The organism is Streptomyces sp. NPDC045778 (genome assembly GCF_056431945.1).
The window spans coordinates 47,314-71,695 of sequence record NZ_JBWKJZ010000035.1 but is presented as its reverse complement, the minus strand read 5'-3'; the positions used below and the strand labels follow the sequence as shown (position 1 = coordinate 71,695).

General features: G+C 71.8%; 21 protein-coding genes. 5 read left to right on the top strand and 16 right to left on the bottom strand.

All coding sequences use genetic code 11. The annotated features are described in order from the left end of the window. Positions 1 to 1,323: 1,323 nt before the first annotated feature. A complete protein-coding gene (locus tag AC07GB_RS33140) occupies positions 1,324 to 1,692 on the bottom strand; it encodes a metal-sensitive transcriptional regulator (RefSeq protein WP_478852006.1) in 369 nt (122 codons plus the stop codon). 167 nt (positions 1,693 to 1,859) lie between these two features. On the opposite strand from AC07GB_RS33140, the gene AC07GB_RS33135 reads away from it, so the two are divergent. Together AC07GB_RS33135 and AC07GB_RS33130 are read left to right on the top strand one after the other, a co-directional pair. Continuing rightward, entirely contained in the window at positions 1,860 to 2,480 is a 621-nt protein-coding gene (locus tag AC07GB_RS33135) for a DUF47 domain-containing protein (protein ID WP_016644813.1), read from the top strand. Between the two features lie 8 nt (positions 2,481 to 2,488). Further along, positions 2,489 to 3,487 carry an inorganic phosphate transporter gene (locus AC07GB_RS33130; protein WP_478852004.1) on the top strand — a complete coding sequence of 333 codons (999 nt, stop codon included), beginning with the start codon at positions 2,489 to 2,491 and terminating at the stop codon, positions 3,485 to 3,487. 107 nt (positions 3,488 to 3,594) lie between these two features. Here AC07GB_RS33130 and pstB read toward each other — a convergent pair whose 3' ends face one another. The 8 genes from pstB to mshD all read right to left on the bottom strand — a co-directional run bounded on the left by pstB (position 3,595) and on the right by mshD (position 13,063). Further along, the gene (pstB, locus tag AC07GB_RS33125) at positions 3,595 to 4,371 is read right to left on the bottom strand and encodes a phosphate ABC transporter ATP-binding protein PstB (RefSeq protein WP_478852002.1); all 777 of its coding nucleotides are present in this window, start codon (positions 4,369 to 4,371) and stop codon (positions 3,595 to 3,597) included. Between the two features lie 51 nt (positions 4,372 to 4,422). Then, positions 4,423 to 5,478 (bottom strand): phosphate ABC transporter permease PstA, encoded by a 1,056-nt coding sequence (gene pstA / locus AC07GB_RS33120; RefSeq protein ID WP_478852000.1) that lies wholly within the window; start codon positions 5,476 to 5,478, stop codon positions 4,423 to 4,425. Further along, complete coding sequence (gene pstC / locus AC07GB_RS33115) at positions 5,475 to 6,500, bottom strand: phosphate ABC transporter permease subunit PstC (protein ID WP_478851998.1); 1,026 nt, start codon at positions 6,498 to 6,500, stop codon at positions 5,475 to 5,477. Before pstC ends, pstA begins: the two co-directional genes overlap by 4 nt. Before the next feature lie 105 nt (positions 6,501 to 6,605). Continuing rightward, positions 6,606 to 7,727, bottom strand: coding sequence for a phosphate ABC transporter substrate-binding protein PstS (gene pstS / locus AC07GB_RS33110; RefSeq protein ID WP_478851996.1), 1,122 nt, complete (start codon positions 7,725 to 7,727; stop codon positions 6,606 to 6,608). Positions 7,728 to 8,065: 338 nt separating this feature from the next. Then, a complete protein-coding gene (locus AC07GB_RS33105) occupies positions 8,066 to 8,500 on the bottom strand; it encodes an NUDIX hydrolase (protein ID WP_478851994.1) in 435 nt (144 codons plus the stop codon). Positions 8,501 to 8,521: 21 nt separating this feature from the next. Beyond that, positions 8,522 to 9,583, bottom strand: coding sequence for a CHAD domain-containing protein (locus tag AC07GB_RS33100; protein WP_478851992.1), 1,062 nt, complete (start codon positions 9,581 to 9,583; stop codon positions 8,522 to 8,524). Then, positions 9,564 to 11,957, bottom strand: a complete 2,394-nt coding sequence (locus AC07GB_RS33095) for an RNA degradosome polyphosphate kinase (protein WP_478851990.1) — start codon at positions 11,955 to 11,957, stop codon at positions 9,564 to 9,566. The genes AC07GB_RS33100 and AC07GB_RS33095 overlap by 20 nt, the downstream gene beginning before the upstream one ends. 164 nt (positions 11,958 to 12,121) lie before the next feature. Continuing rightward, positions 12,122 to 13,063: a mycothiol synthase gene (mshD, locus tag AC07GB_RS33090; protein WP_478851988.1), complete on the bottom strand. Its 942-nt coding sequence runs from the start codon at positions 13,061 to 13,063 to the stop codon at positions 12,122 to 12,124. A 162-nt stretch (positions 13,064 to 13,225) separates the two neighbouring features. Here mshD and AC07GB_RS33085 point away from each other — a divergent pair, with 162 nt between their 5' ends. Next, positions 13,226 to 15,073, top strand: a complete 1,848-nt coding sequence (locus AC07GB_RS33085; RefSeq protein ID WP_478851986.1) for a bifunctional metallophosphatase/5'-nucleotidase — start codon at positions 13,226 to 13,228, stop codon at positions 15,071 to 15,073. Positions 15,074 to 15,140: 67 nt separating this feature from the next. Next, complete coding sequence (locus AC07GB_RS33080) at positions 15,141 to 16,346, top strand: LmeA family phospholipid-binding protein (RefSeq protein ID WP_478851983.1); 1,206 nt, start codon at positions 15,141 to 15,143, stop codon at positions 16,344 to 16,346. On the opposite strand, the gene abc-f is transcribed toward AC07GB_RS33080, so the two are convergent. The 6 genes from abc-f to AC07GB_RS33050 form a co-directional block, all read right to left on the bottom strand. After that, positions 16,325 to 17,989 carry a ribosomal protection-like ABC-F family protein gene (gene abc-f, locus AC07GB_RS33075; RefSeq protein ID WP_478851981.1) on the bottom strand — a complete coding sequence of 555 codons (1,665 nt, stop codon included), beginning with the start codon at positions 17,987 to 17,989 and terminating at the stop codon, positions 16,325 to 16,327. The two genes, AC07GB_RS33080 and abc-f, sit on opposite strands and share 22 nt — an antisense overlap. A 137-nt stretch (positions 17,990 to 18,126) precedes the next feature. Continuing rightward, the gene (locus AC07GB_RS33070; protein ID WP_478851979.1) at positions 18,127 to 19,560 is read right to left on the bottom strand and encodes a HAMP domain-containing sensor histidine kinase; all 1,434 of its coding nucleotides are present in this window, start codon (positions 19,558 to 19,560) and stop codon (positions 18,127 to 18,129) included. Next, complete coding sequence (locus AC07GB_RS33065) at positions 19,557 to 20,297, bottom strand: response regulator transcription factor (protein WP_478851977.1); 741 nt, start codon at positions 20,295 to 20,297, stop codon at positions 19,557 to 19,559. Before AC07GB_RS33065 ends, AC07GB_RS33070 begins: the two co-directional genes overlap by 4 nt. A gap of 135 nt (positions 20,298 to 20,432) precedes the next feature. Continuing rightward, entirely contained in the window at positions 20,433 to 21,482 is a 1,050-nt protein-coding gene (locus tag AC07GB_RS33060) for a S1C family serine protease (protein ID WP_478851975.1), read from the bottom strand. Between the two features lie 153 nt (positions 21,483 to 21,635). Further along, on the bottom strand, positions 21,636 to 22,046 hold the full coding sequence (locus AC07GB_RS33055) for a hypothetical protein (RefSeq protein ID WP_478851974.1): 411 nt from the start codon (positions 22,044 to 22,046) through the stop codon (positions 21,636 to 21,638). Between the two features lie 130 nt (positions 22,047 to 22,176). After that, positions 22,177 to 22,497: a hypothetical protein gene (locus AC07GB_RS33050; RefSeq protein ID WP_478851972.1), complete on the bottom strand. Its 321-nt coding sequence runs from the start codon at positions 22,495 to 22,497 to the stop codon at positions 22,177 to 22,179. Positions 22,498 to 23,028: 531 nt separating this feature from the next. Here AC07GB_RS33050 and AC07GB_RS33045 point away from each other — a divergent pair. Continuing rightward, entirely contained in the window at positions 23,029 to 23,283 is a 255-nt protein-coding gene (locus tag AC07GB_RS33045) for a ribbon-helix-helix domain-containing protein (RefSeq protein ID WP_478851970.1), read from the top strand. A 67-nt stretch (positions 23,284 to 23,350) separates the two neighbouring features. On the opposite strand, the gene AC07GB_RS33040 is transcribed toward AC07GB_RS33045, so the two are convergent. After that, entirely contained in the window at positions 23,351 to 24,376 is a 1,026-nt protein-coding gene (locus AC07GB_RS33040) for a LacI family DNA-binding transcriptional regulator (RefSeq protein WP_478851969.1), read from the bottom strand. Positions 24,377 to 24,382: the final 6 nt, after the last annotated feature.

The following is a 24,382-nucleotide window of genomic DNA, read 5'->3' as shown; positions in this document are numbered from 1 at the left end:
GCTACCGCGGCGGGTCCTCCCACCCGCCCGCCCGGTTCGCCTGGCTTCGGGGGTCTGGCCCCGACGCGTGGCGCTGCGGGCCGTCTGTCGTCTGTCTGCCGCTACCGCGGCGGGTCCTCCCACCCGCCCGCCCGGTTCGCCTGGCTTCGGGGGTCTGGCCCCGACGCGTGGCGCTGCGGGCCGTCTGTCGTCTGTCCGCCGCTACCGCGGCGGGTCCTCCCACCCGCCCACCCGGTTCGCCTGGCTTCGAGGGTCTGGCCCCGACGCGTGGCGCTGCGGGCCGTCTGTCGTCTGTCCGCCGCTACCGCGGCGGGTCCTCCCACCCGCCCGCCCGGTTCGCCTGGCTTCGGGGGTCTGGCCCCGACGCGTGGCGCTGCGGGCCGTCGGCCGTCTGCCCGCCCACCCGGATCGCTGAGGTTCGCCGGCCCGGGGCGCGGGGCGCTTGCGCGGCTCCCCGTCCAGGGTGGGTGGGACTGCCCTGGGCGCGCGGAGCGCGGGCCTGTGGTGCTGCGGCCGGGCTGTCGGTTGTCCGCTGCTGCGGCGGGGCGTCCGCATCGCCGAGCCTCGGGTCTGGCTCGGGCGCGGGGCGCTTGCGCGGTGCCCCGTCCCGGGTGGGGGCGGGTGGGTGGGACTGCCTTGGCCGCGCGGAGCGCGGGATTGTGGCGCTGGGGCTGGGCTGTCGGCTGTTCGCCGCTGCTGCGGCGGGGGCCCGCTGGTCTGGATCGCCGGGCTCAGAGGGCTTGGCCCGGGCGCGGGACCCTGGGACCCCTGTCCCGGGTGGGTGGGACTGCCCTGGGCGCGCGGAGCGCGGGCCAGTGACGCTGAGGCCGGGCTGCCGGTTGGCTGTTGCGGCGGCGGAGCCCGCTGGTCCGGATCGCCGGGCTTCGGGGGCCTGGCCGAGTCGGGTGGCGCCCCGAGGACCCCGCCCCGGGTGGGGGCGGGCGGGTGGGGCTGCCCCGGCCGCGCGGAGCGCGGGCCCGTGTCGCCGGGGCCCCGCTGCCGGGCGTGGCAGAGCGCGAGCGACGCGCATGCAGCCGGGCCGGGCCGCAGGCCCAGGGGCTCGCCACAGCCCCGGCCGCAAGGCCCGCCTCAGACCACCCGCAGGGCCCGCCCAGGCCCCGCCCCCGTGGCCCGCCGCGCCGCAGCCGCAAGCCCCGGCGTAGGCCCGGACTCAGGGGCCCGGCGTAGGCCCGGACTCAGGGGCCCGGCGTAGGCCCGGACTCAGGGGCCCGGCGTAGGCCCGGACTCAGGGGCCTGGCGCGGGCCGGGCGCAGCGCCCCGGCCCAGCCCGGGCGTAGGGCATCGTCCAGGGCGCCGCAGGAGTTAGGTGCGGAGCATGCGGGCGATGGCCTTCGTGGCCTCCTCGACCTTCGCGTCGATCTCGTCGCCCCCCTTGACCGCCGCGTCCGCGACACAGTGCCGCAGGTGCTCCTCCAGGAGTTGCAGGGCGAAGGACTGGAGGGCCTTCGTGCCGGCGGAGACCTGGGTGAGTATGTCGATGCAGTAGACGTCCTCCTCGACCATGCGCTGGAGGCCGCGGATCTGGCCCTCGATGCGGCGCAGCCGCTTGAGGTGTTCATCCTTCTGCTTGTGGTACCCGTGCGTCTGGTGCCCGGTGTGGCCCGCCGCCTGCTCGGTGCCGGAGGGCGCGTCGGTGGTCGTGGCCGCCGCGGCCGCCTCTGTGGTCGTCATCGCGTCCTCCTGTGCATACCCCTACTGGGTATAGGGTACTTGATTTCTCGGGTGGTGTGCTGATCACTGTGCCTGATGGGCGACACTGGGGTCTGGCCGGTTAGCCGTGGCCGGATGATGCGCCTAGCATCAGCCTGACCGCATCCAGAGCACCCCGAGGACCCCACGTGCGATTTCGTCTGACCCCCAGGGAGACGAGCTTCTACGACATGTTCGCCGCATCCGCGGACAACATCGTCACCGGCTCCAAGCTCCTGATGGAACTGCTCGGGGCCGACGCCTCGGCCCGAGCCGAGATCGCAGAGCGTATGCGGGCCGCGGAACACGCGGGGGACGACGCGACGCATGCGATCTTCCACCAGCTGAACTCCTCGTTCATCACGCCGTTCGACCGCGAGGACATCTATTCCCTCGCGTCCTCGCTCGACGACATCATGGACTTCATGGAGGAGGCCGTCGACCTGGTCGTCCTGTACCAGGTCGAGGAGCTTCCTAAGGGCGTCGAGCAGCAGATCGAGGTGCTCGCCCGGGCCGCCGAGCTGACGGCCGAGGCCATGCCGCACCTGCGCACCATGGACAACCTCACCGAATACTGGATCGAGGTCAACCGCCTGGAGAACCAGGCCGACCAGATCCACCGCAAGCTGCTCGCCCACCTCTTCAACGGCAAGTACGACGCCATCGAGGTGCTGAAGCTCAAGCAGATCGTGGACGTCCTCGAAGAGGCCGCCGACGCGTTCGAGCACGTGGCGAACACCGTGGAGACCATCGCGGTCAAGGAGTCCTGAGTACCTTCATGGACACCTTCGCCCTGATCGTGACCATCGGTGTCGCGCTCGGTTTCACGTACACGAACGGCTTTCACGACTCCGCGAACGCCATCGCCACCTCGGTCTCCACGCGTGCCCTGACGCCCCGCGCGGCGCTCGCCATGGCCGCGGTGATGAACCTGGCCGGTGCCTTCCTCGGCAGCGGCATCGCCAAGACGGTCAGCGAAGGGCTGATCGAGACGCCGCACGGCACCAAGGGGATGTGGATCCTCTTCGCCGGTCTGGTCGGCGCGATCGTCTGGAACCTCGTCACCTGGTACTTCGGCCTGCCCTCTTCCTCGTCGCACGCGCTCTTCGGCGGTCTCGTGGGTGCCGCGCTCGCCGGGGGCATCGGGGTCATCTGGTCCGGCGTCGTCGAGAAGATCGTCATCCCGATGTTCCTCTCGCCGCTCGTCGGGCTCGTGGTCGGCTACCTCGTGATGTGCGCGATCATGTGGATGTTCCGGAAGTCCAACCCGCACAAGGCCAAGCGCGGCTTCCGCATCGCCCAGACCGTGTCGGCCGCCGGCATGGCGCTCGGGCACGGCCTCCAGGACGCGCAGAAGACCATGGGCATCGTGGTGATGGCCCTCGTCATCGCCGACGTCGAGAACCCGGGCGACCCGATCCCGGTCTGGGTCAAGATCTCCTGCGCGGTGATGCTGTCCCTCGGCACGTACGCCGGCGGCTGGCGGATCATGCGGACGCTCGGCCGGAAGATCATCGAGCTGGACCCGCCGCAGGGCTTCGCCGCGGAGACCACGGGCGCGGGGATCATGTTCACCACCGCCTTCATGTTCCACGCGCCGATCTCCACGACGCATGTGATCACCTCGGCGATCATGGGTGTGGGCGCCACGAAGCGGGTCAACGCCGTGCGGTGGGGCGTCGCCAAGAACATCATCCTCGGCTGGTTCATCACGATGCCCGCGGCCGCGCTCGTCGCCGCGCTCAGCTTCTGGATCGTGAACCTGGCGTTCCTGTAGCGCCGGTGGCCGCAAGCGCGCGGGCCCGCCCCCGGGAGCCGGGGGCGGGCCCTTTTGCGTTCCCCGCGGTGGCACCGCCATGCAGCACCGCGGGGAGTCGGGGCGGCCTAGCCGAAGCGGCCGGAGATGTAGTCCTCGGTGGCCTGGACGGACGGGTTGGAGAAGATGCGCTCGGTGTCGTCGATCTCCACGAGCTTGCCGGGCTGGCCGACCGCCGCGAGGTTGAAGAACGCCGTACGGTCCGAGACGCGGGCCGCCTGCTGCATGTTGTGCGTCACGATGACGATCGTGAAGCGTTCCTTCAGCTCGCCGATCAGGTCCTCGATGGCGAGCGTCGAGATCGGGTCGAGGGCCGAGCAGGGCTCGTCCATGAGCAGGACCTGCGGCTCCACCGCGATCGCCCGCGCGATGCACAGCCGCTGCTGCTGGCCGCCGGAGAGGCCGGAGCCGGGCTTGTTCAGGCGGTCCTTGACCTCGTTCCAGAGGTTGGCGCCCTTCAGCGACTTCTCGACGACGTCGTTCAGCTCGGACTTCTTGTACGCGCCGTTGAGCTTCAGGCCCGCCGCGACGTTGTCGTAGATCGACATCGTGGGGAACGGGTTCGGGCGCTGGAAGACCATGCCGATGGTGCGGCGTACGTTCACGGGGTCCACGCCCGAGCCGTACAGGTCGTCGCCGTCGAGGAGGACCTTGCCCTCCACGCGGCCGCCGGGCGTGACCTCGTGCATGCGGTTCAGGGTGCGCAGGAACGTCGACTTGCCGCAGCCGGAGGGGCCGATGAAGGCCGTCACCGAGCGGGGCTCGACCGTCATGGAGATGTCTTCGATTGCCTTGTGCGAGCCGTAGAAGGCGTTCAGGCCCGAGACGTCGATTCGCTTGGCCATGGGGATCACTGCTTTCGAGAGGGGCACTGCTGGTGGTCGCTGGTGGCCGCGTCAGCGACCGGTCTTCGGGGCCTTCCAGCGGGCGATGCCGCGGGCCACGAGATTGAGGATCATGATGAAGGCGATCAGGGTGAGGGCCGCCGCCCATGCGCGGTCGTATCCGGCGTTCGTGCCGGACGCGTACTGCTGGTAGATGTACAGCGGCAGCGAGCCCTGGGCGCCGTCGAACGGGTTCGTGTTGATGAAGGGCGTCGTCCAGACCAGGAGCAGGACGGGCGCGGTCTCGCCGGCGATGCGGGCGACGGCCAGCATGACACCGGTCGTGATGCCGCCGATGGCGGTGGGCAGGACCACCTTCAGGATGGTGCGCCACTTCGGTACGCCGAGGGCGAGCGAGGCCTCGCGCAGCTCGTTCGGGACGAGCTTCAGCATCTCCTCGGTGGAGCGCACGACCACCGGCATCATCAGGATCGAGAGCGCCATGGCGCCGGCCCAGCCGGAGGGGTCGAAGTCCAGGATCAGGATCCAGAAGCTGAGGACGAACAGACCCGCGACGATGGACGGGACGCCCGTCATCACGTCGACGAAGAAGGTGACGGCCTTGGCGAGCTTGCCGCGTCCGTACTCGACGAGGTAGATCGCGGTGAGCAGGCCGATCGGCACGGCGATCAGGCAGGCGAGCCCGACCTGCTCCAGGGTGCCGACGATCGCGTGGTAGATGCCGCCGCCGACCTCGTCGTCGGCGACGACGCCCATGGAGTGGCTGAGGAAGTAGCCGTCGAGGACCTTCACACCGCGCTTGACGGTCTCGTAGATCAGCGATGCCAGCGGGACCACGGCCAGCAGGAACATCACCCACACCACCGAGGTGGCGAGGCGGTCCCTGGCCTGGCGGGAGCCCTCCACACGGGCCGCGAGGGCGTAGGAGACGCCGACGAAGAGCAGCGCCGCGATCAGGCCCCACTGCATGCGGGAGCTGAGGCCGGCCGCGAGGCCGAGGCCGCAGGCGACGGCGAGGGAGCCGGCCGCGACGACGTAGGGCGTCCAGCGGGGCAGGCGCGCGGCCTTGAGGCCGGCGGGCGCGGGCTTGACGGTGCTGGTGCTCATGCGTTGGCCCCCGAGTACTCCTTGCGGCGGGCGATGATCATCCGGGCCGCGCCGTTGACAAGGAGGGTGAGAACGAAGAGGACGAGGCCGGAGGCGATGAGGGCGTCCTGGCCGTACTCGCTGGCCTCGCTGAACTTGCTGGCGATGTTCTGCGCGAACGTGCCGCCGCCGTAGTCGAGTACGGACGCCTGGATCACGAAGGTCGGGGAGAGCACGGTGGCCACGGCCATCGTCTCGCCGAGCGCGCGGCCGAGGCCCAGCATCGAGGCGGAGATGATGCCCGAGCGGCCGAAGGGGAGCACCGACATGCGGATGACCTCCCAGCGCGTGGCGCCGAGCGCGAGCGCGGCCTCCTCGTGCATCTTCGGGACCTGGAGGAAGACCTCGCGGCTCACGTTGGTGATGATCGGCAGGATCATGATCGCGAGCAGGATGCCGACGGTCATCAAGGAGCGCGGGGCGCCGCCCTGGTACTCGAAGACGCCGGTCCAGCCGAAGTAGTCGTCGAGCCAGCTGTAGAGGCCGGTGAGCTTCGGGGCGACCACGAGGGCGCCCCACAGGCCGTACACGATCGACGGCACGGCGGCCAGCAGGTCGATCACGAAGGCGATGGGGGCGGCCAGCTTGCGCGGCGCGTAGTGCGAGATGAACAGCGCGATGCCGATGGCCACGGGCACGGCGATGGCGAGCGCGATGATCGAGCTGACGATGGTGCCGAAGACCAGGACGGCGATGCCGAAGTAGGGCTTGCCGTCGTGCAGGGCGCCCGAGGGGTCCCACTCGAAGGTGGTGAGGAAGCTGCCCTCGTTGTCCGCGAGCGCGAGGGAGGCGCGGTAGGCGAGGAAGGCCGCGACGGCGGCCATGATCAGCAGCAGCGTGATGCCGGAACCCCGCGAGAGCGTGAGGAAGATCCGGTCACCGGGGCGGGTGGCGCCGCGTGCGGCGCGCTTCTGCTCGGTCGTCGTCGGCTTGGCGTCCTCGACGGGCGAGGGCGGGGGAGGGATGTCGGTGGGTATGTCCATGGGGTTCTCCGGTCTGCGGAGCCTGCCGTGCGGTGGTCGCGGGCGGCTCCAGGCGGCGGTGCACCGGACGGCGCGGCCCGCCGGGAAGGCGGGCCGCGCTCAGGTTCAGCTCAGGCCCTTGACGGTCTCGCGGACCTTGGTGATGATCTCGCCCGGCATCGGCGCGTAGGACTCGTCCTTGAGCACGGACTGGCCGTCGTCGCTGGCGATGTAGTTCAGGAAGGACTTCGTCGTGGCGAGGGTGTCCTTGTTGTTGTTCTTCTCGCAGACGATCTCGTAGGTGACCAGGATGATCGGGTACGCGCCCTCGGCCGAGGGCTTGTAGTTCAGCTCCATGGCGAGGTCCTTGCCCTGGCCGACGACCTTGGCCTCGGAGATGGCCTTGGAGGCGTTGTCGACGGTGGCCTTGACCGGGTCCTTGGCGCCCGTCTTGATGTCGACGGTCTTGATGCCCTCCGAGGCGTACGACAGCTCCATGTAGGAGATGGCGCCCTCGGTCTGCTTCACCTGCTGGGCGACGCCGGAGGAGCCGCTCGCGGACTGGCCGCCCTTGGCCGCCCAGATCTTGGCCGGCTCGTGCGGCCAGGCGGAGGGCGCGGCGCCCTTGAGGTACTTGGTGAAGTTGTCCGTGGTGCCGGACTCGTCGGAGCGGTGGAAGGCCTGGATCTTGGTGCCGGGGAGCTTGGCGTCGGGGTTGAGCTTCTTGATCGCCTTGTCGTCCCAGGTCTTGATCTTGTCGTTGAAGATGTCGGCGACGGTCTTGGCGTCCAGGGTGAGGCTGTCGACGCCCGGGACGTTGTAGCCGATCGCGATCGGGCCGCCGACCATCGGCAGGTCGATGGCCTGGCTGCCCTTGCAGACCTTCTTCGACTTGGCGATCTCCTCCGGCTTCAGGGCCGAGTCCGAGCCCGCGAAGGCGGTCTGGCCCTGGAGGAAGGAGGTGATGCCGGCGCCGGAGCCGTCCGGCTTGTACTGCAGCTGCACGTCCTTGCAGGCCGCGCGGTACTGCTTGACCCAGGCGTCGATGGCGCCCTTCTGCGCCGACGAGCCGGAGGCCATGAGCTGGCCCTTGGCGCCCTCGCAGTCGATCTTGCTGTTGGCGGTGGTCTTCTTGCCGCCGTTGCTGCTGCCGTCGTCGTCCGAGCCGCACGCCGTGAGGGCCAGGGCGCCGGAGACGGCGAGAGCACCGAGGGTGAGGGCCCGCCGGTTCATGCGCTGAAGCTTCACTTTCGGGAGTTCCTTCCGGGAGCCGCCGGCCGTGTGGCTGGCCTGTCGTGGCGGCGTGCGAAGTGGTTCGGGTGGCCGTGGTGGCCGGTGGTTCGAACACGTGGGGCGGGACCTTCTCGACGATCCAGCCGCCGCACCGCGTAAGGCCGAAATTAGGCAGAACAGGTGAAGCCGTCGATGGCCGTAAGTGAACGAGCGGTGAACCTACGCGGACGTTGTGGTTAGGTCACGGGCTGATTACATCGACGAGCGCGTGAAAGCTTCGGGGGGCGCGCATTTGCGAGCGCGCGCGGGGTAGTACGCGCCCCTGGTGGGGCGGAGCCGCAGGCGGGGGCGGGTCAGAGCGTCCCGAGGGCGCGCAGGGTCTCCAGGCAGGTGTCGAGGAGACGGCGGTCGCGGAGCTGCGTGAGGCGGGCGCGGGCCTCGTGGGGCGCGAGCCAGCGGACGCGGTCGACCTCGCGGCCGGGCGTGAAGCAGCCGCCGAGGGCCTCGGCGGCCCAGTAGTGGACCTCTTTGGGGCGGCCGTTCGCGAGGTAGCGGGCCGTGGGGAGCGCCGGGCCCGGGGCGCAGCGCTGGCCCGTCTCCTCCGCCACCTCGCGCAGGGCGCAGTCCAGGAGCGTCTCGCCGGGCTTGACCTTGCCTTTCGGCCAGCTCCAGTCGTCGTACTTCGGCCGGTGGACCAGGCAGAGGACCAGGCCTTCCGGGGTGGTGGAGCGGCGCCACAGGACGCAGCCCGCCGCCCTGACCGGCTCCGGTTCCCGGGGTGCTGTCACGCGGCGCCCTCCCTCACGTCGTCACGGCGCCGTGACCGCCTCCCGCAGCCACGCCTGCTGGAACGCGAACCTGGCGGCCTCCACCTCGTGGCGCTGGTCGGCGTGCAGGACGCCGAGCGCGTACGCGGTCGCCGGGGCGATGCGGGGGGTGCGGGCGGCCGCCGCGGCGGCCGTGGCGGCGTCGGCGGCCTCGCGGTGGCGGTCAAGGGCCGTGCCCGCCGCCGCGAGCCGGTCGTCCGGCGGGGCGGCGCCGAGGAGGACCTCCTGGGCGTAGCGGTGCAGCCGCAGCAGTGAGCGGACCTTCAGCCAGGGGGCGTCCTGGGCCTCCGGTGCCGTGTCGGCGGCCAGGCCGTGGACGAGGGCCTCGGCGTTGTACGGGTGGCCCGCGCGCAGCAGCGGCAGCGCGGCGACCGCCTCCGTGAGCTGGGCCTCGGCCGTGGTGGCCAGGGGTTTGAGGTCGGTGCCGGGGGCCGGGCGCAGGGGCACGTCGCTGGCCATGACGGCGACGTTGTCGGCGACGGCGTGGAAGCGGGAGGAGCCGAAGGCCTGGAGCGCGGCGGAGTGGGCCCGGGTGCGGGCCAGGGTCAGCTGGCGCTCCAGGAGGGCTGCCGCCTTGGCCGCGCCGACGGCGAGCTGTCCCGCGGGCTTCCTGACGCCTGCCTTCGCTTCGCCCGCGCGGGGCGCCGGGGGCTGTGCCCACCCCTCCCGGGCGGGACGAGCGCCCGCCGGGGAGACGACGGCCGGCGCCGGGGTCGACAAGCGGTGGAGCGCGCCGAGCAGCCGGTCGAGGCGGGCCGCGTAGGCGTGCTCGCGGGCCAGGGTGCCCGAGAGCCAGGCCAGCTCCGGCCGGAGGCCTTCCGTCCACTCCTGGTCCAGGAGGGGGCGGAACGTGTGCAGCGTGGCGCCTATGCGGCGCGCGGCCCCCCGCAGCGACCGGGCCGCGGCGAGCGACTCCTCGGCCCCCTGCGCGTCCGTGGAGGACTCGCGGTGCAGCCGCAGCGAGCGGAGGAATTCGGTCGCCTGGTCCTGTAGGTAGAGCGACAGGGCCTCGCCCGCCGTCATCTCATGGTGTTGCTGTGCCACGCCGGCGCCTCCGGGCGTCTATGAGCATCTCCTGTACGTTCCGCAGGGGCTGGCCTTCCGGGTCCGTGGCGTGCCGCGTCCAGTTGCCGTCCGCCCCCAGGTGCCACGAGGCCGTGGTGTCCGACATGCCGGTCTCGAGCAGCCGGTTGAGGGTGGCCCGGTGAGCCGGGGCCATGACCCTCACCATCGCCTCGATGCGGCGGTCGAGGTTGCGGTGCATCATGTCGGCGCTGCCGATCCACACCTCCGGTTCGCCGCCGTTGCCGAAGGCGAAGACCCGGGAGTGCTCCAGGAAGCGGCCGAGCACCGAACGCACCCGTATGTTCTCGGAGAGCCCCACGACGCCCGGCCGCACCGCGCAGATGCCGCGCACCCACACGTCCACCGTGACGCCGGCCTGCGAGGCGCGGTACAGCGCGTCGATGAGGGCCTCGTCGACGATCGAGTTGACCTTGATGCGGACGTAGGCGGGGCGGCCCGCGCGGTGGTGCTGGACCTCCCGGTTGATGCGGGTGATCAGGCCGTCGCGCAGGGAGCGCGGGGCCACGAGGAGGCGGCGGTAGGTCTCGCGGCGCGAGTAGCCCGAAAGCCGGTTGAAGAGGTCCGAGAGGTCCGCGCCGACTTCCTGGTTGGCGGTGAGCAGGCCGAGGTCCTCGTACAGGCGGGCGGTCTTCGGGTGGTAGTTGCCGGTGCCCACGTGCGAGTAGCGGACCAGGTTGTCGCCCTCCTGGCGGACGACGAGCGAGAGCTTGCAGTGGGTCTTGAGGCCGACGAGGCCGTAGACCACGTGGCAGCCCGCCTCCTCCAGCTTGCGCGCCCACTTGATGTTGGCCTGCTCGTCGAAGCGGGCCTTCAGCTCGACCAGGACCAGGACCTGCTTGCCGGACTCGGCCGCGTCGATGAGCGCGTCCACTATCGGGGAGTCGCCGGACGTGCGGTACAGCGTCTGCTTGATGGCCAGCACGTTCTCGTCGGCGGCGGCCTGCTCCAGGAAGGCCTGCACGGACGTGGAGAACGAGTCGTACGGGTGGTGCAGGAGCACGTCGTGGCCGCCGCGCAGGGCGGCGAAGATGTCGGGCGCGGACGCCGACTCGACCTCGGCGAGGTCGCGGTGGGTGCCCGCGACGAACTTCGGGTACTTCAGCTCGGGCCGGTCCAGGCCCGCGATGGCGAAGAGCCCGGTGAGGTCGAGCGGCCCCGGCAGCGGGTGCACCTCCGACTCGCCGATCTTCAGCTCCCGCATCAGGAGGTTGAGGATCTTCCGGTCGATGGACTCCTCGACCTCCAGGCGCACCGGCGGCCCGAAGCGGCGCCGCATCAGCTCCTTCTCCAGCGCCTTGAGGAGGTTCTCGGCGTCGTCCTCCTCCACCTCCAGGTCCTCGTTCCGGGTGAGCCGGAACATGTGGTGCTCCCGGATGTTCATCCCCGGGAACAGCTCCTGGAGGTGCTTGGGTGCGGCGATCACGTCCTCGACGGGGACGTACCGCTGCGGCGACGCCTCCAGGAAGCGGGACAGGAGCGGCGGGACCTTGACGCGCGCGAAGTGCTCGTGCCCCGTGACCGGGTTCTCGATCACCACGGCCAGGTTCAGGGACAGGCCCGAGATGTACGGGAAGGGGTGCGCGGGGTCCACGGCCAGGGGAGTGAGCACCGGGAAGATGCGCTGCATGAACAGCGTGTAGAGCCGGGACTGCTCCTTGTCGGTCAGCTCGTGCCAGCGCACCACGTGGATGCCCTCGTCGGCCAGGGCGGGCGCGACCTCCTCCTGGTAGCAGGCGGCGTGCCGGGCCATGAGTTCGCGGGAGCGGTTCCAGATGAGTTCCAGGACCTCGCGGGGCTGGAGGCCGGAGGCCGAGCGGGTGGCGACGCCGGTCGCGATGCGGCGCTTGAGGCCCGCGACCCGCACCATGAAGAACTCGTCGAGGTTCGAGGCGAAGATCGCCAGGAAGTTCGCCCGCTCCAGGAGCGGGGTCGCCGGGTCCTCGGCCAGCTCCAGGACGCGTTCGTTGAAGGCGAGCCAGCTGCGCTCCCGGTCCAGGAAGCGGCCCTGCGGCAGGGCCTCGCCGCCGTGGCCGGCCTGGGCGTCCTCGTCGTACGCGTCGAGGTCGGCGTCGATGTCCGGGTCGAGGTCGGAGACGGCGGCCGCGACGGTGTGCGGACGGTGTGCGGCCAGGGCGCCGACGGACGGCTGGGCGTGCCGGATGCCGTCGGCGTCGGGGCTCGTGACTTCGGTCTGCGCGGTGGGCTCGCTCATGGTCTTATTCTTCCGCGCGACACCCCCGGTGGGCGCGCCGGAGAGCGCGGGCGCGGGACGCACCCGCCCGTTGTGGCGCGCGCGGTCCTGCACCGGGTCGGGCACGGTGGGGGGCTGCATTGCCTGAGCGTCGCAAGCCTGTCTGAATCATCGGTTACGCCGACATGACGCCTGGGAGTGCGCATGGGGACCCCCAGGCGTCCGCGCGGCGCCCCGGCCGGGCCAGGACCCGGCGGCCGCCCGGGGCCCGGCCGGCCCGGCCCCGGTGATCCCGTACGGGCCCGTCAGGACTCCGTGCGGTACATCAAGTCCGTCTCGTGCGTGCTGAACCCCATCCGCTCGTACACGCTCACCGCCGCCTTGTTGTCCGCGTCCACGTACAGCATCGCCGTCGGCAGGCCCGCCGCGGCCAGGTGCCGCAGGCCGATCGCGGTGAGTGCCTTGCCGAGGCCGCCGCCCTGGGCGCCGGGGCGCACCCCGAGGACGTACACCTCGCCGAGCCGCTCCGCCGCGTGCGTCTTCGTCCAGTGGAAGCCGATCAGTTCCGGGCCGGCGTCGGTGTCGCGCTCGGCGAGGAAGAACCCGGCCGGGTCGAACCACGGCTCCGCCTTGCGGTCGTCGAGGTCCCGCTGCGTCAGGGAGCCCTGCTCCGGGTGGTGCGCGAACGCCTCCGCGTTCACCGCGAGCCACGCCGCGTCGTCCGCGCCGGGGACGAAGGCGCGTACGCGCACGCCGTCGGGTAGCACCGGCTCGTCGAGGTCCAGGCCCTCCAGGGGCCGCCGCATCTGGCGCAGCTCGCGGAACAGGGTGAGGCCGAGCACCTGCGCGAGGTGCCGGGCGGCGGAGTGCCCGCCGTGCGCCCACACCCGAAGGCGCCTGCCGGACTCCGCGAGCAGCGCGGTGCCGAGCGCGCGCCCGTGGCCGTGGCCGCGGTGCGCCGGGTGCACCACCAGCTCGGCGGCCGGGGCCTCCACGGGGTCGTTGTCCTCCAGCTGTGCGTAGCCGACGAGTTCACCGCCCACCGTCAGGAGCAGGTGCCGCACGCCTTCGCGGGCCCCTCCCCGCAGCTGGAGCCGCCCCTGCTCCGACACGGCCTGCTGGCCGTCGGTGCGCGCGGCCTCCGCGAGGAGCCCGAGCACGGCGGTGGCCCGGTCGTCCGTGAGCGCGTCGTACGTGTCGATCCTGCGGAGGGCGGCGGGTGTCCTGGCGGGCGTGTCGTCTGTCATGGATCCGAGGGTAATTCGAGGGCAAGTGAAGGGTGGCGGCGGCAACGCCTGGTCGACGGTGAATGGCTATCAGGCTGTAACCACCGGGACTCTGTTGCGCTACGCGCGTTGACCATAGGCTTCCGCACGGCCCCAGTCGTCCACACCACCCCAGGGGAACACGTGTCAGCCACATCCCAGCCACGCAGGCAGCGGCGCAGAACCGCCCGGGTGCTCGCCCTCACGGCGGGCCTCGCCACCGTCGGCGCGCTCGCCGCCGCGCTGCCCGCGACCGCGGGCCAGGAGCAGGGTCAGGACCGGATGGCGGCCGTGGGGCACCACGGCAAGAAGCGCACGGTCGATGTGCAGCTGCTCTCCTTCAACGACTTCCACGGCAACCTCCAGGCGCCCGCGGGCTCCTCGGGCCAGGTCACCGAGAAGCAGCCGGACGGCACGGAGAAGAAGATCGACGCGGGCGGCGCCGAGTACCTGGCGACCTCCCTGCGCACGGCCCGCAAGGGCCACCCGTACTCGATCACCGCGGCGGCCGGCGACCTCATAGGCGCGAGCCCGCTCCTGTCCGGGCTCTTCCACGACGAGCCGAGCGTCGAGGCCCTGAACAAGATGGGCCTCGACGTCTCCAGCGTCGGCAACCACGAGTTCGACGAGGGCGCCGGGGAACTGGCCCGCATCCAGAACGGCGGCTGCCACCCCAAGGACGGCTGCTACGAGAAGGACGAGCACGGCAAGACCAAGAAGTTCAAGGGCGCCGACTTCCCCTACCTCACGGCGAACGTGACGAAGGAGAAGACCGGCAAGTCCCTCCTCAAGCCCTACTACGTGTGGAAGCACAAGGGCGTGAAGATCGGCTTCATCGGGCTCACTCTCGAAGGCACCCCGGACATCGTCTCGGCCGACGGCATCAAGGGCCTGAAGTTCCACGACGAGGTCGAGACGATCGACAAGTACGCGAAGATCCTCGACAAGCAGGGCGTGAAGTCGATCGTCACCCTCATCCACGAGGGCGGCTCCCCGGCGAGCCAGGCGTACAACTACGACTGCGACTCCCCGGGCGCGGGCGACGGCATCTCGGGCCCGATCGCCGCGATCGCCAAGGAGGCCTCGCCCAAGGTCGACGCGTTCGTCACCGGCCACACGCACCAGGCGTACGTCTGCACCATCCCCGACCCGGCGGGCAAGCCGCGCATGGTGACCTCGGCGTCCTCGTACGGGAAGCTCTACACCGACACCACGCTGACGTACGACCGCAAGACCAAGGACGTCGTCCGTACGAGCGTGAAGTCCGCGAACCACGTCGTCAGCCGCACGCAGCCCAAGGCCGCCGACATGACGCGCCTGATCGACCGCTGGAACAAGCTGGCCGCGCCCATCGCCGACAAGCCCGTCGGCTACATCTCCGGTGACATCCCCGGCCGCGGCGCCGCGACGCCCGAGTCGCCGCTCGGCGACCTCATCGCCGACGCGCAGCTCGCGCACGCCAAGTCCCTCGACCCGAAGGCCGCCCTGGCCCTGATGAACCCGGGCGGCATCCGCTCCGACCTCGTCCACAAGGCGAGCGGCGGCGAGGGCGACGGGGTCGTGACGTACGGCGAGGCGTTCACCGTGCAGCCGTTCGCCAACACCGTGAACCTCGTCGACCTCACCGGCGCGCAGCTCCTCACCGCCCTGCGCCAGCAGGTCAGCGGCCCGAACGAGGCCTCCCCGAAGATCCTCCAGATCTCGCGGGGACTCACGTACACGCTGGACATGACGAAGACGGGCGCGGCCCGGATCGTCACCGACTCCGTGAAGCTGAACGGCGAGCCGCTGGATCCGGGCGCCACCTACCGCGTCGCCATGAACTCCTTCCTCGCGGGCGGCGGCGACGGCTTCGCCGAGCTGGGCAAGGGCACGAAGCCGCTGGTCGGAGCGGATGACCTGAAGGCGCTCAACGACTACTTCGCCACGAACTCCTCGGCGACCGCGCCGATCGCGCCGCCGAAGGCCGACAGGATCACGGTTGTGAAGTAACTCGTTGTGAAGTAACTCTCCGCAACGAGGCTTGGGGTGGGGTGTGAACGTATGGTGAGATCACCTGATGCGTTCCCCCCACCGCATAGCCCCCACAACTGACCCCGTAAAGAAGCACAATCCGTACGACGAGCTGGCAGAACTCGCGCCGGGGCCGCTGGACGACTTCCTTGAGGAAGACAGCGGATCCGCCGCCGACGAGCCCTGGTCCCCGCCCAACCACCGGCGCGGCAGCCGTCGCCGTCGCAACCGGTTCGCGGGGCTCCCGTTCGCGGTGAAGACCCTCGTCGCGCTCGCCGTCGGCGCCGCCTTCCTCGTCCTCGCCGACCGCTGGGCGCTGCTCTACGCCGAGCACGAGGCCGCCGACAAGCTCAAGGACCAGCTGAACCTCAGCGCGGCGCCCGAGGTCGACATCGCGGGCTTCCCCTTCCTCACCCAGGTCCTCGACCAGCGCCTGGAGAAGGTCCAGGTCACCGTCCCCGACGTCGCCGCCGACCGCGTCTCCCTTGCGAAGGTCTCCGCGACCGCGACCGACGTGACCCTGAAGGGCGACGGGCCCACCTCCCTGACCGGCGCCGTCATCGACAAGATGCACGGCGAGGTGCTGCTCTCCTTCGACGACCTGAAGCGTGAACTCGGCGCCTCGCAGGTCACGTTCACCGGCCACGGCCGCGACCAGGTGCTCGCGCGCGGCACGCTGCCCGTCGCCGGGCACGACCTGAAGGTGCGCGCCGACGCCCACATCGAGCGCGTCGGGGAGCGCGGCGTGGCCACGGACATCGACCGGATGCGGCTCGACATCGGCGATCTGGCGACCTACCGGCCCGGCGCGCGGCCCTCCGAGGGGCTGCACCTGACCCGGAAGTCCGCCGGGCGGGTGGCCCGCGAGTCGGACCGGGCCAAGGCGCTCCTCGCCGTGCCGGTGATCGCCCACCGCCTCGGCCTGCCCGACGCCGCGGTGCGCGAGGCGCTGCGCAGCGACGCCAAGCTCAACGAGGTGACGGGGTCGCCGCGGTTCGTCGACGACGTCATGCGCCTGAACCTCCTGGACGTGGCCCTGGAACACCCCGAGCTGCTCCGCCGCCTCGGCCTCGACCCCGCCCTCCTCAAGGGCCTCGACGGCCTCACCCGCCCCGTCCTCGTCGACCGCCTCTCGCTCGCCTTCCAGCTGCCGGAGCTGCCGGGTGAGGGGGCGGTGGGGCTGCGCGACGTCACGGTGCGCCGGGACGGTATCCGCGCGGAGGTGGAGGGCTACGGCATCGGCTTCGGGTAGGGCCGGGGCTGAGGCCGGGCGGCTCGGCCGAGGCGCAGGGCCGGGCCAGGGAAGGCCGCCCGGAGCCTTCTGTCGTGGCTGACCACGACCACCGTGCCGGCGTACGCCGCGAGCGCCGCCTCCAGCTCCTCCACCAGGGCCGGGGCCAGGTGATTCGTCGGCTCGTCGAGGAGGAGCAGGTCGTACGGTTCGCTGACCAGGCGGGCCAGTTCGAGCCGCCGCCGCTGGCCGGTGGACAGGTCGCGGACGGGCCGTGGCAGGTCCCGTTCCCGGAAGAGGCCGAGCGCCAGCAGCTCGTCGGCGCGGTCGGCACCGAACACGTCGAGCACCGAGCGGGTCTCCCCGGTCCGGGACAGCGGCTCCTCCACCTGCCGCAGCAGCCCGGCCCGCGCGGGCCTGCGCACGACGGCGCCCGGCTCGGGGGTCAGCTCGCCCGCGAGCACGCGAAGGAGCGTCGACTTGCCCGCGCCGTTGGGGCCGGTGACGAGGAGGCGCCCGCCCGCGGGCACGTGCAGCGAGTCGAGCGAGAGCCGCCCCGGCACGCGCACGCCGGCCAGCTCGACGGCCCGGTCCGCGGCCCCGGCGATGGCCGCCGTGAACCGCAGGGGCTCCGGCGGCCGGGGCGCCGGGTGCGCGGCAAGCCGTGCGAGGCGTTCCCGCGCGTCGCGGATGCGGCTCATCGCGCCGTGCGCCCGCGACCGGGCGCGGAAGGCGCCCGCGCCGCTGAACGCGGCCGGCGCCTTGCGCGGAATCGCGTCGAGCCGCCCGATGTGGGAGTCGGCGAGCCGCGACTGGCGGGCCACCTCGGCGCGCCACTCCTCGTACTCCCGCGTCTGCCGGGCCCGTTCGGCGGCCTTGGCGGTCAGATATCCCGCGTAGCCGTCGCCGTAGCGGCGTACGGTACGTGTCTCGTGGTCGACCTCCAGAACGGTGTCGGTGACGCGATCCAGAAAGGTCCGGTCGTGGGTGACCGCCACGAGCGTGCCCCGGTGGGCGCGCAGCCGCTCCTCCAGCCAGGCGACGGCCTCGTCGTCGAGGTCGTTGGTGGGCTCGTCGAGCAGCAGCAGCTCGGGCGCGGAGGCGAGCGTCGCCGCCAGGGCGAGGCGGGAGCGCTGCCCGCCGGAGAGCGTGCCGAGCCGCCGCGCCCGGTCCAGGCCCGTGTGCTCGCCCAGGTGCCGCAGGGCGATGTCGACGCGCCGGTCCGCGCCGTAGCCGCCGCGGGCCTCGAACTCCTCGACGAGCCCGGCGTACTCCTCGTACGAGGCCGGCACCCGCTCGTCGAGCCGCGCGGCCGCGGCCTCGATCCGCCGCTCCAGGGCGCGGAGTTCGGCCAGGGCCAGGTCGACGGCGTCCCCGACACGGGCCGAACCCGGCAGGCCGAGGGTCTGCGCGAGATGCCCGACCCCGCCCGGCGCCACCACGGTCACCGTGCCGTTGTCCGGCCGCTCCACCCCGGCGATCAGCCGGAGCAGCGTGGACTTCCCGGACCCGTTGTCCCCGACGACCCCGGCCTTCTCCCCGGGCCGGACACTGAACGAGACCCGATCGAGCACGACCCGGTCCGGATAGCGCTTGGTCACCCCGCCGAGCACGAGCTGAGAGTCGGCGGTACGAGCTGCGGATGCTGCGGGTGCACGGAACAAATGAGGCTTCTTTCGTGGGCGACAGGGGCAGTACTTCGCTACTTCGAGACGAGACGTACCGTCTCGAAGTGGGTCCCACTGTAGCCTCTGCACGGCGCCCCCGCAAGACGCTGCGTCTCGCTATTTTTACGACGAGGTCAAGGCGCCCCAGGCGGTGGAGTTGGGGCCCCGGGGAGGGTCACCGTGGCCACTGTGCCGGGGGTGGGGGCCGGGCCCAGGGTTACCTCGCCGCCTGACTGGCGGATCGTGCGGGCCACGATGGAGAGGCCGAGGCCGGAGCCGGGGAGGCTGCGGGCGGTGGGGGAGCGCCAGAAGCGGTCGAAGACGTAGGGGAGTTCGTCCGGGGGGATGCCGGGGCCGTGGTCGCGTACGGTCAGGACGCCGTGTTTCAGGGCGACCTCGACGGCCGTGCCGGGAGGGCTGAACTTCACCGCGTTGTCCATGATGTTGACGATGGCCCGCTCCAGGGCGGGCGGCTCCGCACGGACGTACCACGGCGTGAGGTCCGCCTCGAAGGTCAGCTCCGGGCCGCGCAGGCGGGCCCGCTGGAGGGCCGTGTCCACGATCTCGTGCAGGGCGACGACCTGCACCTTGCTCTCGCCCGCCGCGTCCGGGCGCGACAGCTCCTGGAGGTCGCCGATGAGCGCGGCCAGCTCCGTCATCTGCGCCTTGACCGACGCGAGCAGCGCCCGGCGGTCGTCGGGCGGGATGGCGCGGCCGGTCTCCTCGCTGCGGGCGAGCAGTTCGATGTTCGTACGCAGGGAGGTGAGCGGGGTGCGCAGCTCGTGCCCCGCGTCGGCGATCAGCTGCTGCTGGAGGTCGCGGGACGAGGCGAGCGCCGAGGTCATCGCGTTGAAGGACCGGGAGAGGCGGGCGATCTCGTCGTCGCTCGCCTCCTCCGTCGGGATGCGCAGACTCAGGTCCTCCGTACGGGCCACGTGCTCGACGGCCGCCGTCAGCTCGTCCACCGGGCGCAGCCCCGTACGGGCCACCCACAGGCCCGCAGCGCCCGCGCCGACGACGCCCACCCCGGCCACCAGGGACAGCACGAGGACGAGGTTGCTCAGGGTGTCCTGGACCTCGTTGAGGGGGCGGGCGATGGAGATCGCGTAGGGCTCGTCGGGCATCGGGTACGTGTAGACGCGGTACTTCACCCCGTCGGACGTGGTGGCGTCGTGGAAGGACTCGGCGCGCTCGCGCAGCGCGACCTCGGTGTCCGACTTCTTCAGCTCGAACGTGATGTTCGGCCGTCCCACGACGACGCAGGCGCCACCCTTCTGGTCGACCACCTGGATGATCTGCTGGTACAGGTCCGGCCCGTCCTTCCGCACGAGGGTCGCGCGGCCGCACTGCCCGGTGACGTCGTCGATCATGCCGCGCACCTCTTGGGCGAGCGCGTTGGTGCGACGCTCGCTCAGCGCGGCGTCCAGCGAGCTGACCAGCACGTTGCGCACCACGAACCAGCACGCCACCGCCGCCGCGGCGACCGCGAGCGCCACCGCCGCCGACACGAGCAGCGCGAGCCGCGAGCGCAGCGGCAGCGCCTTCAGGCGGCCGGGCAGGCCCTTCACTCGCGACCGCCGGTCCCCGCGGCGTCCGCGCGCAGGACGTACCCCACACCCCGCACCGTGTGCACCAGGCGCGGCTCGCCGCCGCTCTCGGTCTTGCGGCGCAAGTACATGACGTACACGTCGAGGGAGTTCGACGACGGCTCGAAGTCGAAGCCCCACACCGCCTTCAGGATCTGCTCCCGGGTGAGCACCTGGCGCGGGTGCGCGAGGAACAGCTCCAGGAGCGTGAACTCGGTGCGGGTCAGCTCCACAGTGCGCGCCCCGCGCGTCACCTCGCGGGTGGCCAGGTCCATCCGCAGGTCGGCGAAGGAGAGCACCTCGCTGTCGGTGGCCTGCCCGGCGGCGGCCGCGTACGAGCTGCGCCGCAGCAGGGCGCGGATGCGGGCGAACAACTCGTCCAGCTCGAAGGGCTTGACCAGGTAGTCATCCGCTCCGGCGTCCAGGCCCGAGACGCGGTCGCCGACCGTGTCGCGGGCGGTGAGCATCAGGATCGGGGTCGTGGAGCCGGTGGCGCGCAGCCTGCGGGCGGCCGTCAGACCGTCCATGCGGGGCATCTGGATGTCGAGCACGACGAGGTCCGGCCGGTACGCGGCGGCCTTCTCCAGGGCGTCCGCGCCGTCCACGGCCACCTCGGTGCCGTAGCCCTCGAAGGCGAGGCTGCGCTGGAGCGCCTCGCGCACGGCGGGCTCGTCGTCCACGATCAGGATCCGCTGCGGGTCGCCTTCGGCGGGGCTCATGGGTGTTCGTCTTCCTCGGGGTGTACGGGTGCGGTCGGGGCCGCTATCAGCGTCGCACGGACCTCCGCGGGGGCGCCGCCCCGGACCCACCCTCTTCGCGAGCCCTGGGGCACCGGCCCCGGGGCATCGGCCCGGTCAGCCGTCCGCCCCGGACCGCAGCTTCGCCAGGTCCGCCTTCACCGTGTTGACCGGGATGGCGAAGCCGAGCCCCACGCTGCCGGAGTCGCCGGACCCGCCGGCCCCGCCGCCGCCCGAGCTGGGCGCGTACATCGCGGAGTTGATCCCGACGATGTTCCCGTTCATGTCGATGAGGGCGCCGCCGGAGTTCCCGGGGTTGAGGGAGGCGTCGGTCTGCAACGCCTTGTACGTCGTCTTCGACGACCCCGTGTCGCCGTTGAACTCCTGACCGCCGAACTCGAAGGGCCAGCCCCCGCCGGGCCCGTGCTGCTCCTGGCCGCCCTTGCCGGGGTCCGCGGACACGGTCACGTCCCGGTCGAGCGCGGAGATGATGCCGCTGGTGACGGTGCCGGTCAGCCCCTCGGGCGAGCCGATCGCGACGACCTCGTCGCCGACCTGGACCTTGTCGGAGTCACCGAGGCTCGCGGCCTTCAGCCCCGAGGCGCCCTCCAGCTTGATGAGCGCGAGGTCCTTCTTGCTGTCGGTGCCCACCGTCTTGGCCTGGTACGTCTTCCCGTCGCTGGTCCGCACGGTGATCGAGGTGGCGCCCGAGATGACGTGGTTGTTGGTGACGATCTCGCCGTCGGACGTGATGATCACGCCGGAGCCGGTGGACTTGCCCGCGTTGGTGGTCGCGTTGATCTCGACGGTGCTCGGCGTCACGGCGGCGGCGACGCCGGAGACGGTGCCCTTGCTGCCCGCGGAGACGCTCGTACCGTTGATGTTCCTCGCGCCGGTCCCGCTGTCGCCGCCGGTGAGGGTCTGCACGGCGTAGGCGGTGCCGCCGCCGACGGCCGCGGCGGCGATGGCGACCGCGGCGAGGAGGGCGACGGGGCCCTTGGCGCGGCGCCGGGGCGCGGGCGCGGCGGCGAGCGTGGTCGTGGGCGCCCCGGCGGACTCCGGCTCGTAGGCGGGCGGGGGCGGGTACGCGCCCTGGGTACCGCCGTGGTGCCCGAGGTGGGCCTGCTCCTTGTGGTACTCGCCGCTGTGGCGGAAGCTCTCGGTCATGTCCCTGAGCATCACGGCCGCAGATGAGAGCCCGCTGAGGGCGCCCTGAGAAGCCCGGCAGAACCCTGTTTGCCCGACATAAAGGCCTGACATGAAGGCCCGACGTGAAGGGTCGGCGCAGGGCCCCGGCCCCCGGCCCCGGCCCCGCGCGCCTCACAGGTCCCGGTTGCGCTCGTCGCTCGCGAAGAAGAAGCCGAAGGCCGCGCTGGCCAGGGCCACCACCGGGGTGAAGACGAGGCTCAGCTCGCGGTAGTTGTCCGCCTTGAAGTGGGTCCAGTGGCCGAAGACCAGGGCCAGGCTGGGGACCACGGCCAGGACGCAGACGAGCCAGAAGAGCCCCAGGGCGAGCACCCGCCGGGTCTCGTTCATATGCCGCTGCTTGCTGATCTTGAGCCAGTTCTCGGTGTCGAGGCCGGCGGGGGAGGGCGGCTCGTCCTCGATGAGGGCGGGACCGGCACCGGCCTCGCCGCCGGGCTGGACGTGGTCGCGCAGGAAGCTGAGGTCGAGCCCGTCCCGGGAGGGCGGCTCGGTCTCGCTCAGGTCGTCACCGGGTCCGGTCGTCACGGCACCCTCCCGCGTCCGGCGGGCAGGGGGCCGGCGGTCCCGGCCGCCACGTCGGTGCGTCCGTCAAGGGTTGCTCGTCCTCCCGGGTCGGGAACGGGGGCGGCGCCGTCGGCGGTGCCTCCCCGCCTCGTTACTCGTGTACAGGGCACCCGTGCTCCCCGGCGGCGCAGGGCTCCACCGGGACGGGAGGGCCGATCCGCCAGATCTCGCCGTCCGGCAGGGGCAGTTCGTCCTCGCGCAGCAGCACCTCGCAGCCGAGGCCGGGGTCTTCCTCGGCGGCGTCGATGAACTCCCCGAAGGGCGCGGGGGGTTCGGGCACCTCGGTGAGCTGCTGCTCGTTGTGCCATTCGCGGTAGGGCGTGAGGTGGCCCACCTTCGTCGCGCAGCAGAGCTGCACGGTCACGTGCCGGGTCTTCCCGCGCGCCCCTGGCGCGGGTGTCGGCTCATTCATCGGTGGTGCCCCCTCCGGTGATCGCCCTGTGGGCGAGGGGGCCGTGCCACAGCTCAGGACCCCCAAGCTTCACCTGAGCGAGGCTAGCACATTGCATGTGATCTATTTCAACATCTGCCGCACACTCGATGTGGATTTGATGCACACTGGAAGTGTACCCAAGGCGCATCGAGTACGGATTTGCTTGACACGATGTGTGCGGGAGGGCAGCATGGAAGGCACGTTCCGACGGGCACGGCTGGGAGGAGCAAGTCATGGGCGCGTTCATCGACCGTTTATGGGCCCCGTGAGATCCAGTGCGTACGCCGGTGGGACCGCCGGGGTCGGTGCGCGCTGACCTGGTTTTCTGGCGCACGCAGTGCGCCGGCGCGGACCTGTGACAGGTAGCGCCCATATCCGCAGCGCCGGGGTCGGCCCGGATGCCTGCGATCGCTCGGGGAGCGTTCAGGGGATTCCCTGGACGGAGTCGCCGGGCCGCCGTGTGTCCGGACCGCGACATCTTTGCCTACTGAGGTTCTGAGGGGAACTGGCATGCCTGCTGACAACACGACCGAGACGCCCACCACAGCGGCGGACACCCAAAGCACCCGCCTCAGCGTGAACATCAACGCGGAGACAGCGGCCAAGCTGCGCTGGTACAAGGAGCAGAAGGGCATCTCCATCACCGAGACCGTCCGACGAGCCGTGGCCCTCCTGGATCTCGTCGAGCGAGAGTCCGCAAGCGGCAATGAGGTCCTGCTCAAGTCCCGCGACGGCAAGTCGGTCCGTCAGCTCTGGCTCGTCTGACCCGCTCGACCCGCTCGTCCGCCGCCCGCTCCCCTGACCGGCCACACGTGGCCGCGGCGGGCCGCGGCTAGCCGTCGCAGCCGCAGGAGCGGCGCACCACCAGCCGCGACGGGAAGACCTTCAGCCGCTCGCGCCGAGACCCGGCGACCCTCAGGCCGTCGTCGAGGACCAGATCGACGGCCGCGCGCGCCATCGCGGGGCGGTCCGAAGCGACCGTCGTGAGAGGCGGGTCCGTGAGCGCCGCCTCCTTCACATCGTCGAACCCGGCGACGGCCAGCTCGCCCGGCACGTCGATCCGCAGCTCGCGCGCGGCCCGCAGGACACCGATGGCTTGGTCGTCGGTGGAGCAGAAGATCGCGGTCGGCCGGTCGGGCCCGCTCAGGAAGCCGAGCGCCAGCTGGTACGCGTCGTAGCGGTTGTACGGCGCCTCGAAGAGCCGGCCCTCGGTCGGCCGGCCCGCCTCGCGCATCGCGCGCCGCCAGCCCTCGACGTGGTCGGAGACCGGGTCGCCGACGGTGGGGGTCTCCGCCGTCCCGCCGACGCAGGCCACGTACTCGTGTCCGTGCTCCAGGAGGTGCCGGGTGGCGAGCTGGGCACCGCCGACGTCGTCCGTGACCACGGCCACGTCGTCGATGGCCTCGGGCCGCTCGTGCAGCAGGACCACGCGCGCGTCCCACGCGTCGATCTCGGCCGCCGCCTGATCCGTCAGACCGTGGCTGACGAGGATCAGACCCGAGACCCGCATGCCGAGGAAGGCCCGCAGATAGTGGGTCTCACGCTCTTCCACGTAGTCGGAGTTGCCGACCAGGACCATCTTTCCGCGCTCGGACGCCGCCTGCTCCACCGCGTGCGTCATCTCCGCGAAGAACGGCTGGCGCGCGTCCGGCACGATCATGCCTATGAGGTCAGTGCGGCGGGACGCCATGGCCTGGGCGACCCGGTCCGGGCGGTAGCCCAGCTCCTTGATCGCGGCGAGGACACGCTCGCGCGTGGCCGGGGCGACCGGCCGGGGTCCGTTGTTGATGACGTAGCTCACGACCGCGGTCGAAGTACCCGCCAGTCGCGCCACATCGTCCCGCGTCACCTTGGCCACGCGCGC

What these genes read in the sequence shown, in the direction of transcription:
- AC07GB_RS33050 (WP_478851972.1), bottom strand. Translation starts at nt 22,497, where the DNA reads ATGAATGAGCCGACACCCGCGCCAGGGGCGCGCGGGAAGACCCGGCAC.
- AC07GB_RS33080 (WP_478851983.1), top strand. Translation starts at nt 15,141, where the DNA reads ATGCGTTCCCCCCACCGCATAGCCCCCACAACTGACCCCGTAAAGAAG.
- AC07GB_RS33065 (WP_478851977.1), bottom strand. Translation starts at nt 20,297, where the DNA reads ATGAGCCCCGCCGAAGGCGACCCGCAGCGGATCCTGATCGTGGACGAC.
- AC07GB_RS33140 (WP_478852006.1), bottom strand. Translation starts at nt 1,692, where the DNA reads ATGACGACCACAGAGGCGGCCGCGGCGGCCACGACCACCGACGCGCCC.
- pstA (WP_478852000.1), bottom strand. Translation starts at nt 5,478, where the DNA reads ATGAGCACCAGCACCGTCAAGCCCGCGCCCGCCGGCCTCAAGGCCGCG.
- pstB (WP_478852002.1), bottom strand. Translation starts at nt 4,371, where the DNA reads ATGGCCAAGCGAATCGACGTCTCGGGCCTGAACGCCTTCTACGGCTCG.
- AC07GB_RS33095 (WP_478851990.1), bottom strand. Translation starts at nt 11,957, where the DNA reads ATGCAGCCCCCCACCGTGCCCGACCCGGTGCAGGACCGCGCGCGCCAC.
- mshD (WP_478851988.1), bottom strand. Translation starts at nt 13,063, where the DNA reads ATGACAGACGACACGCCCGCCAGGACACCCGCCGCCCTCCGCAGGATC.
- AC07GB_RS33130 (WP_478852004.1), top strand. Translation starts at nt 2,489, where the DNA reads ATGGACACCTTCGCCCTGATCGTGACCATCGGTGTCGCGCTCGGTTTC.
- pstC (WP_478851998.1), bottom strand. Translation starts at nt 6,500, where the DNA reads ATGGACATACCCACCGACATCCCTCCCCCGCCCTCGCCCGTCGAGGAC.
- AC07GB_RS33045 (WP_478851970.1), top strand. Translation starts at nt 23,029, where the DNA reads ATGCCTGCTGACAACACGACCGAGACGCCCACCACAGCGGCGGACACC.
- AC07GB_RS33060 (WP_478851975.1), bottom strand. Translation starts at nt 21,482, where the DNA reads ATGACCGAGAGCTTCCGCCACAGCGGCGAGTACCACAAGGAGCAGGCC.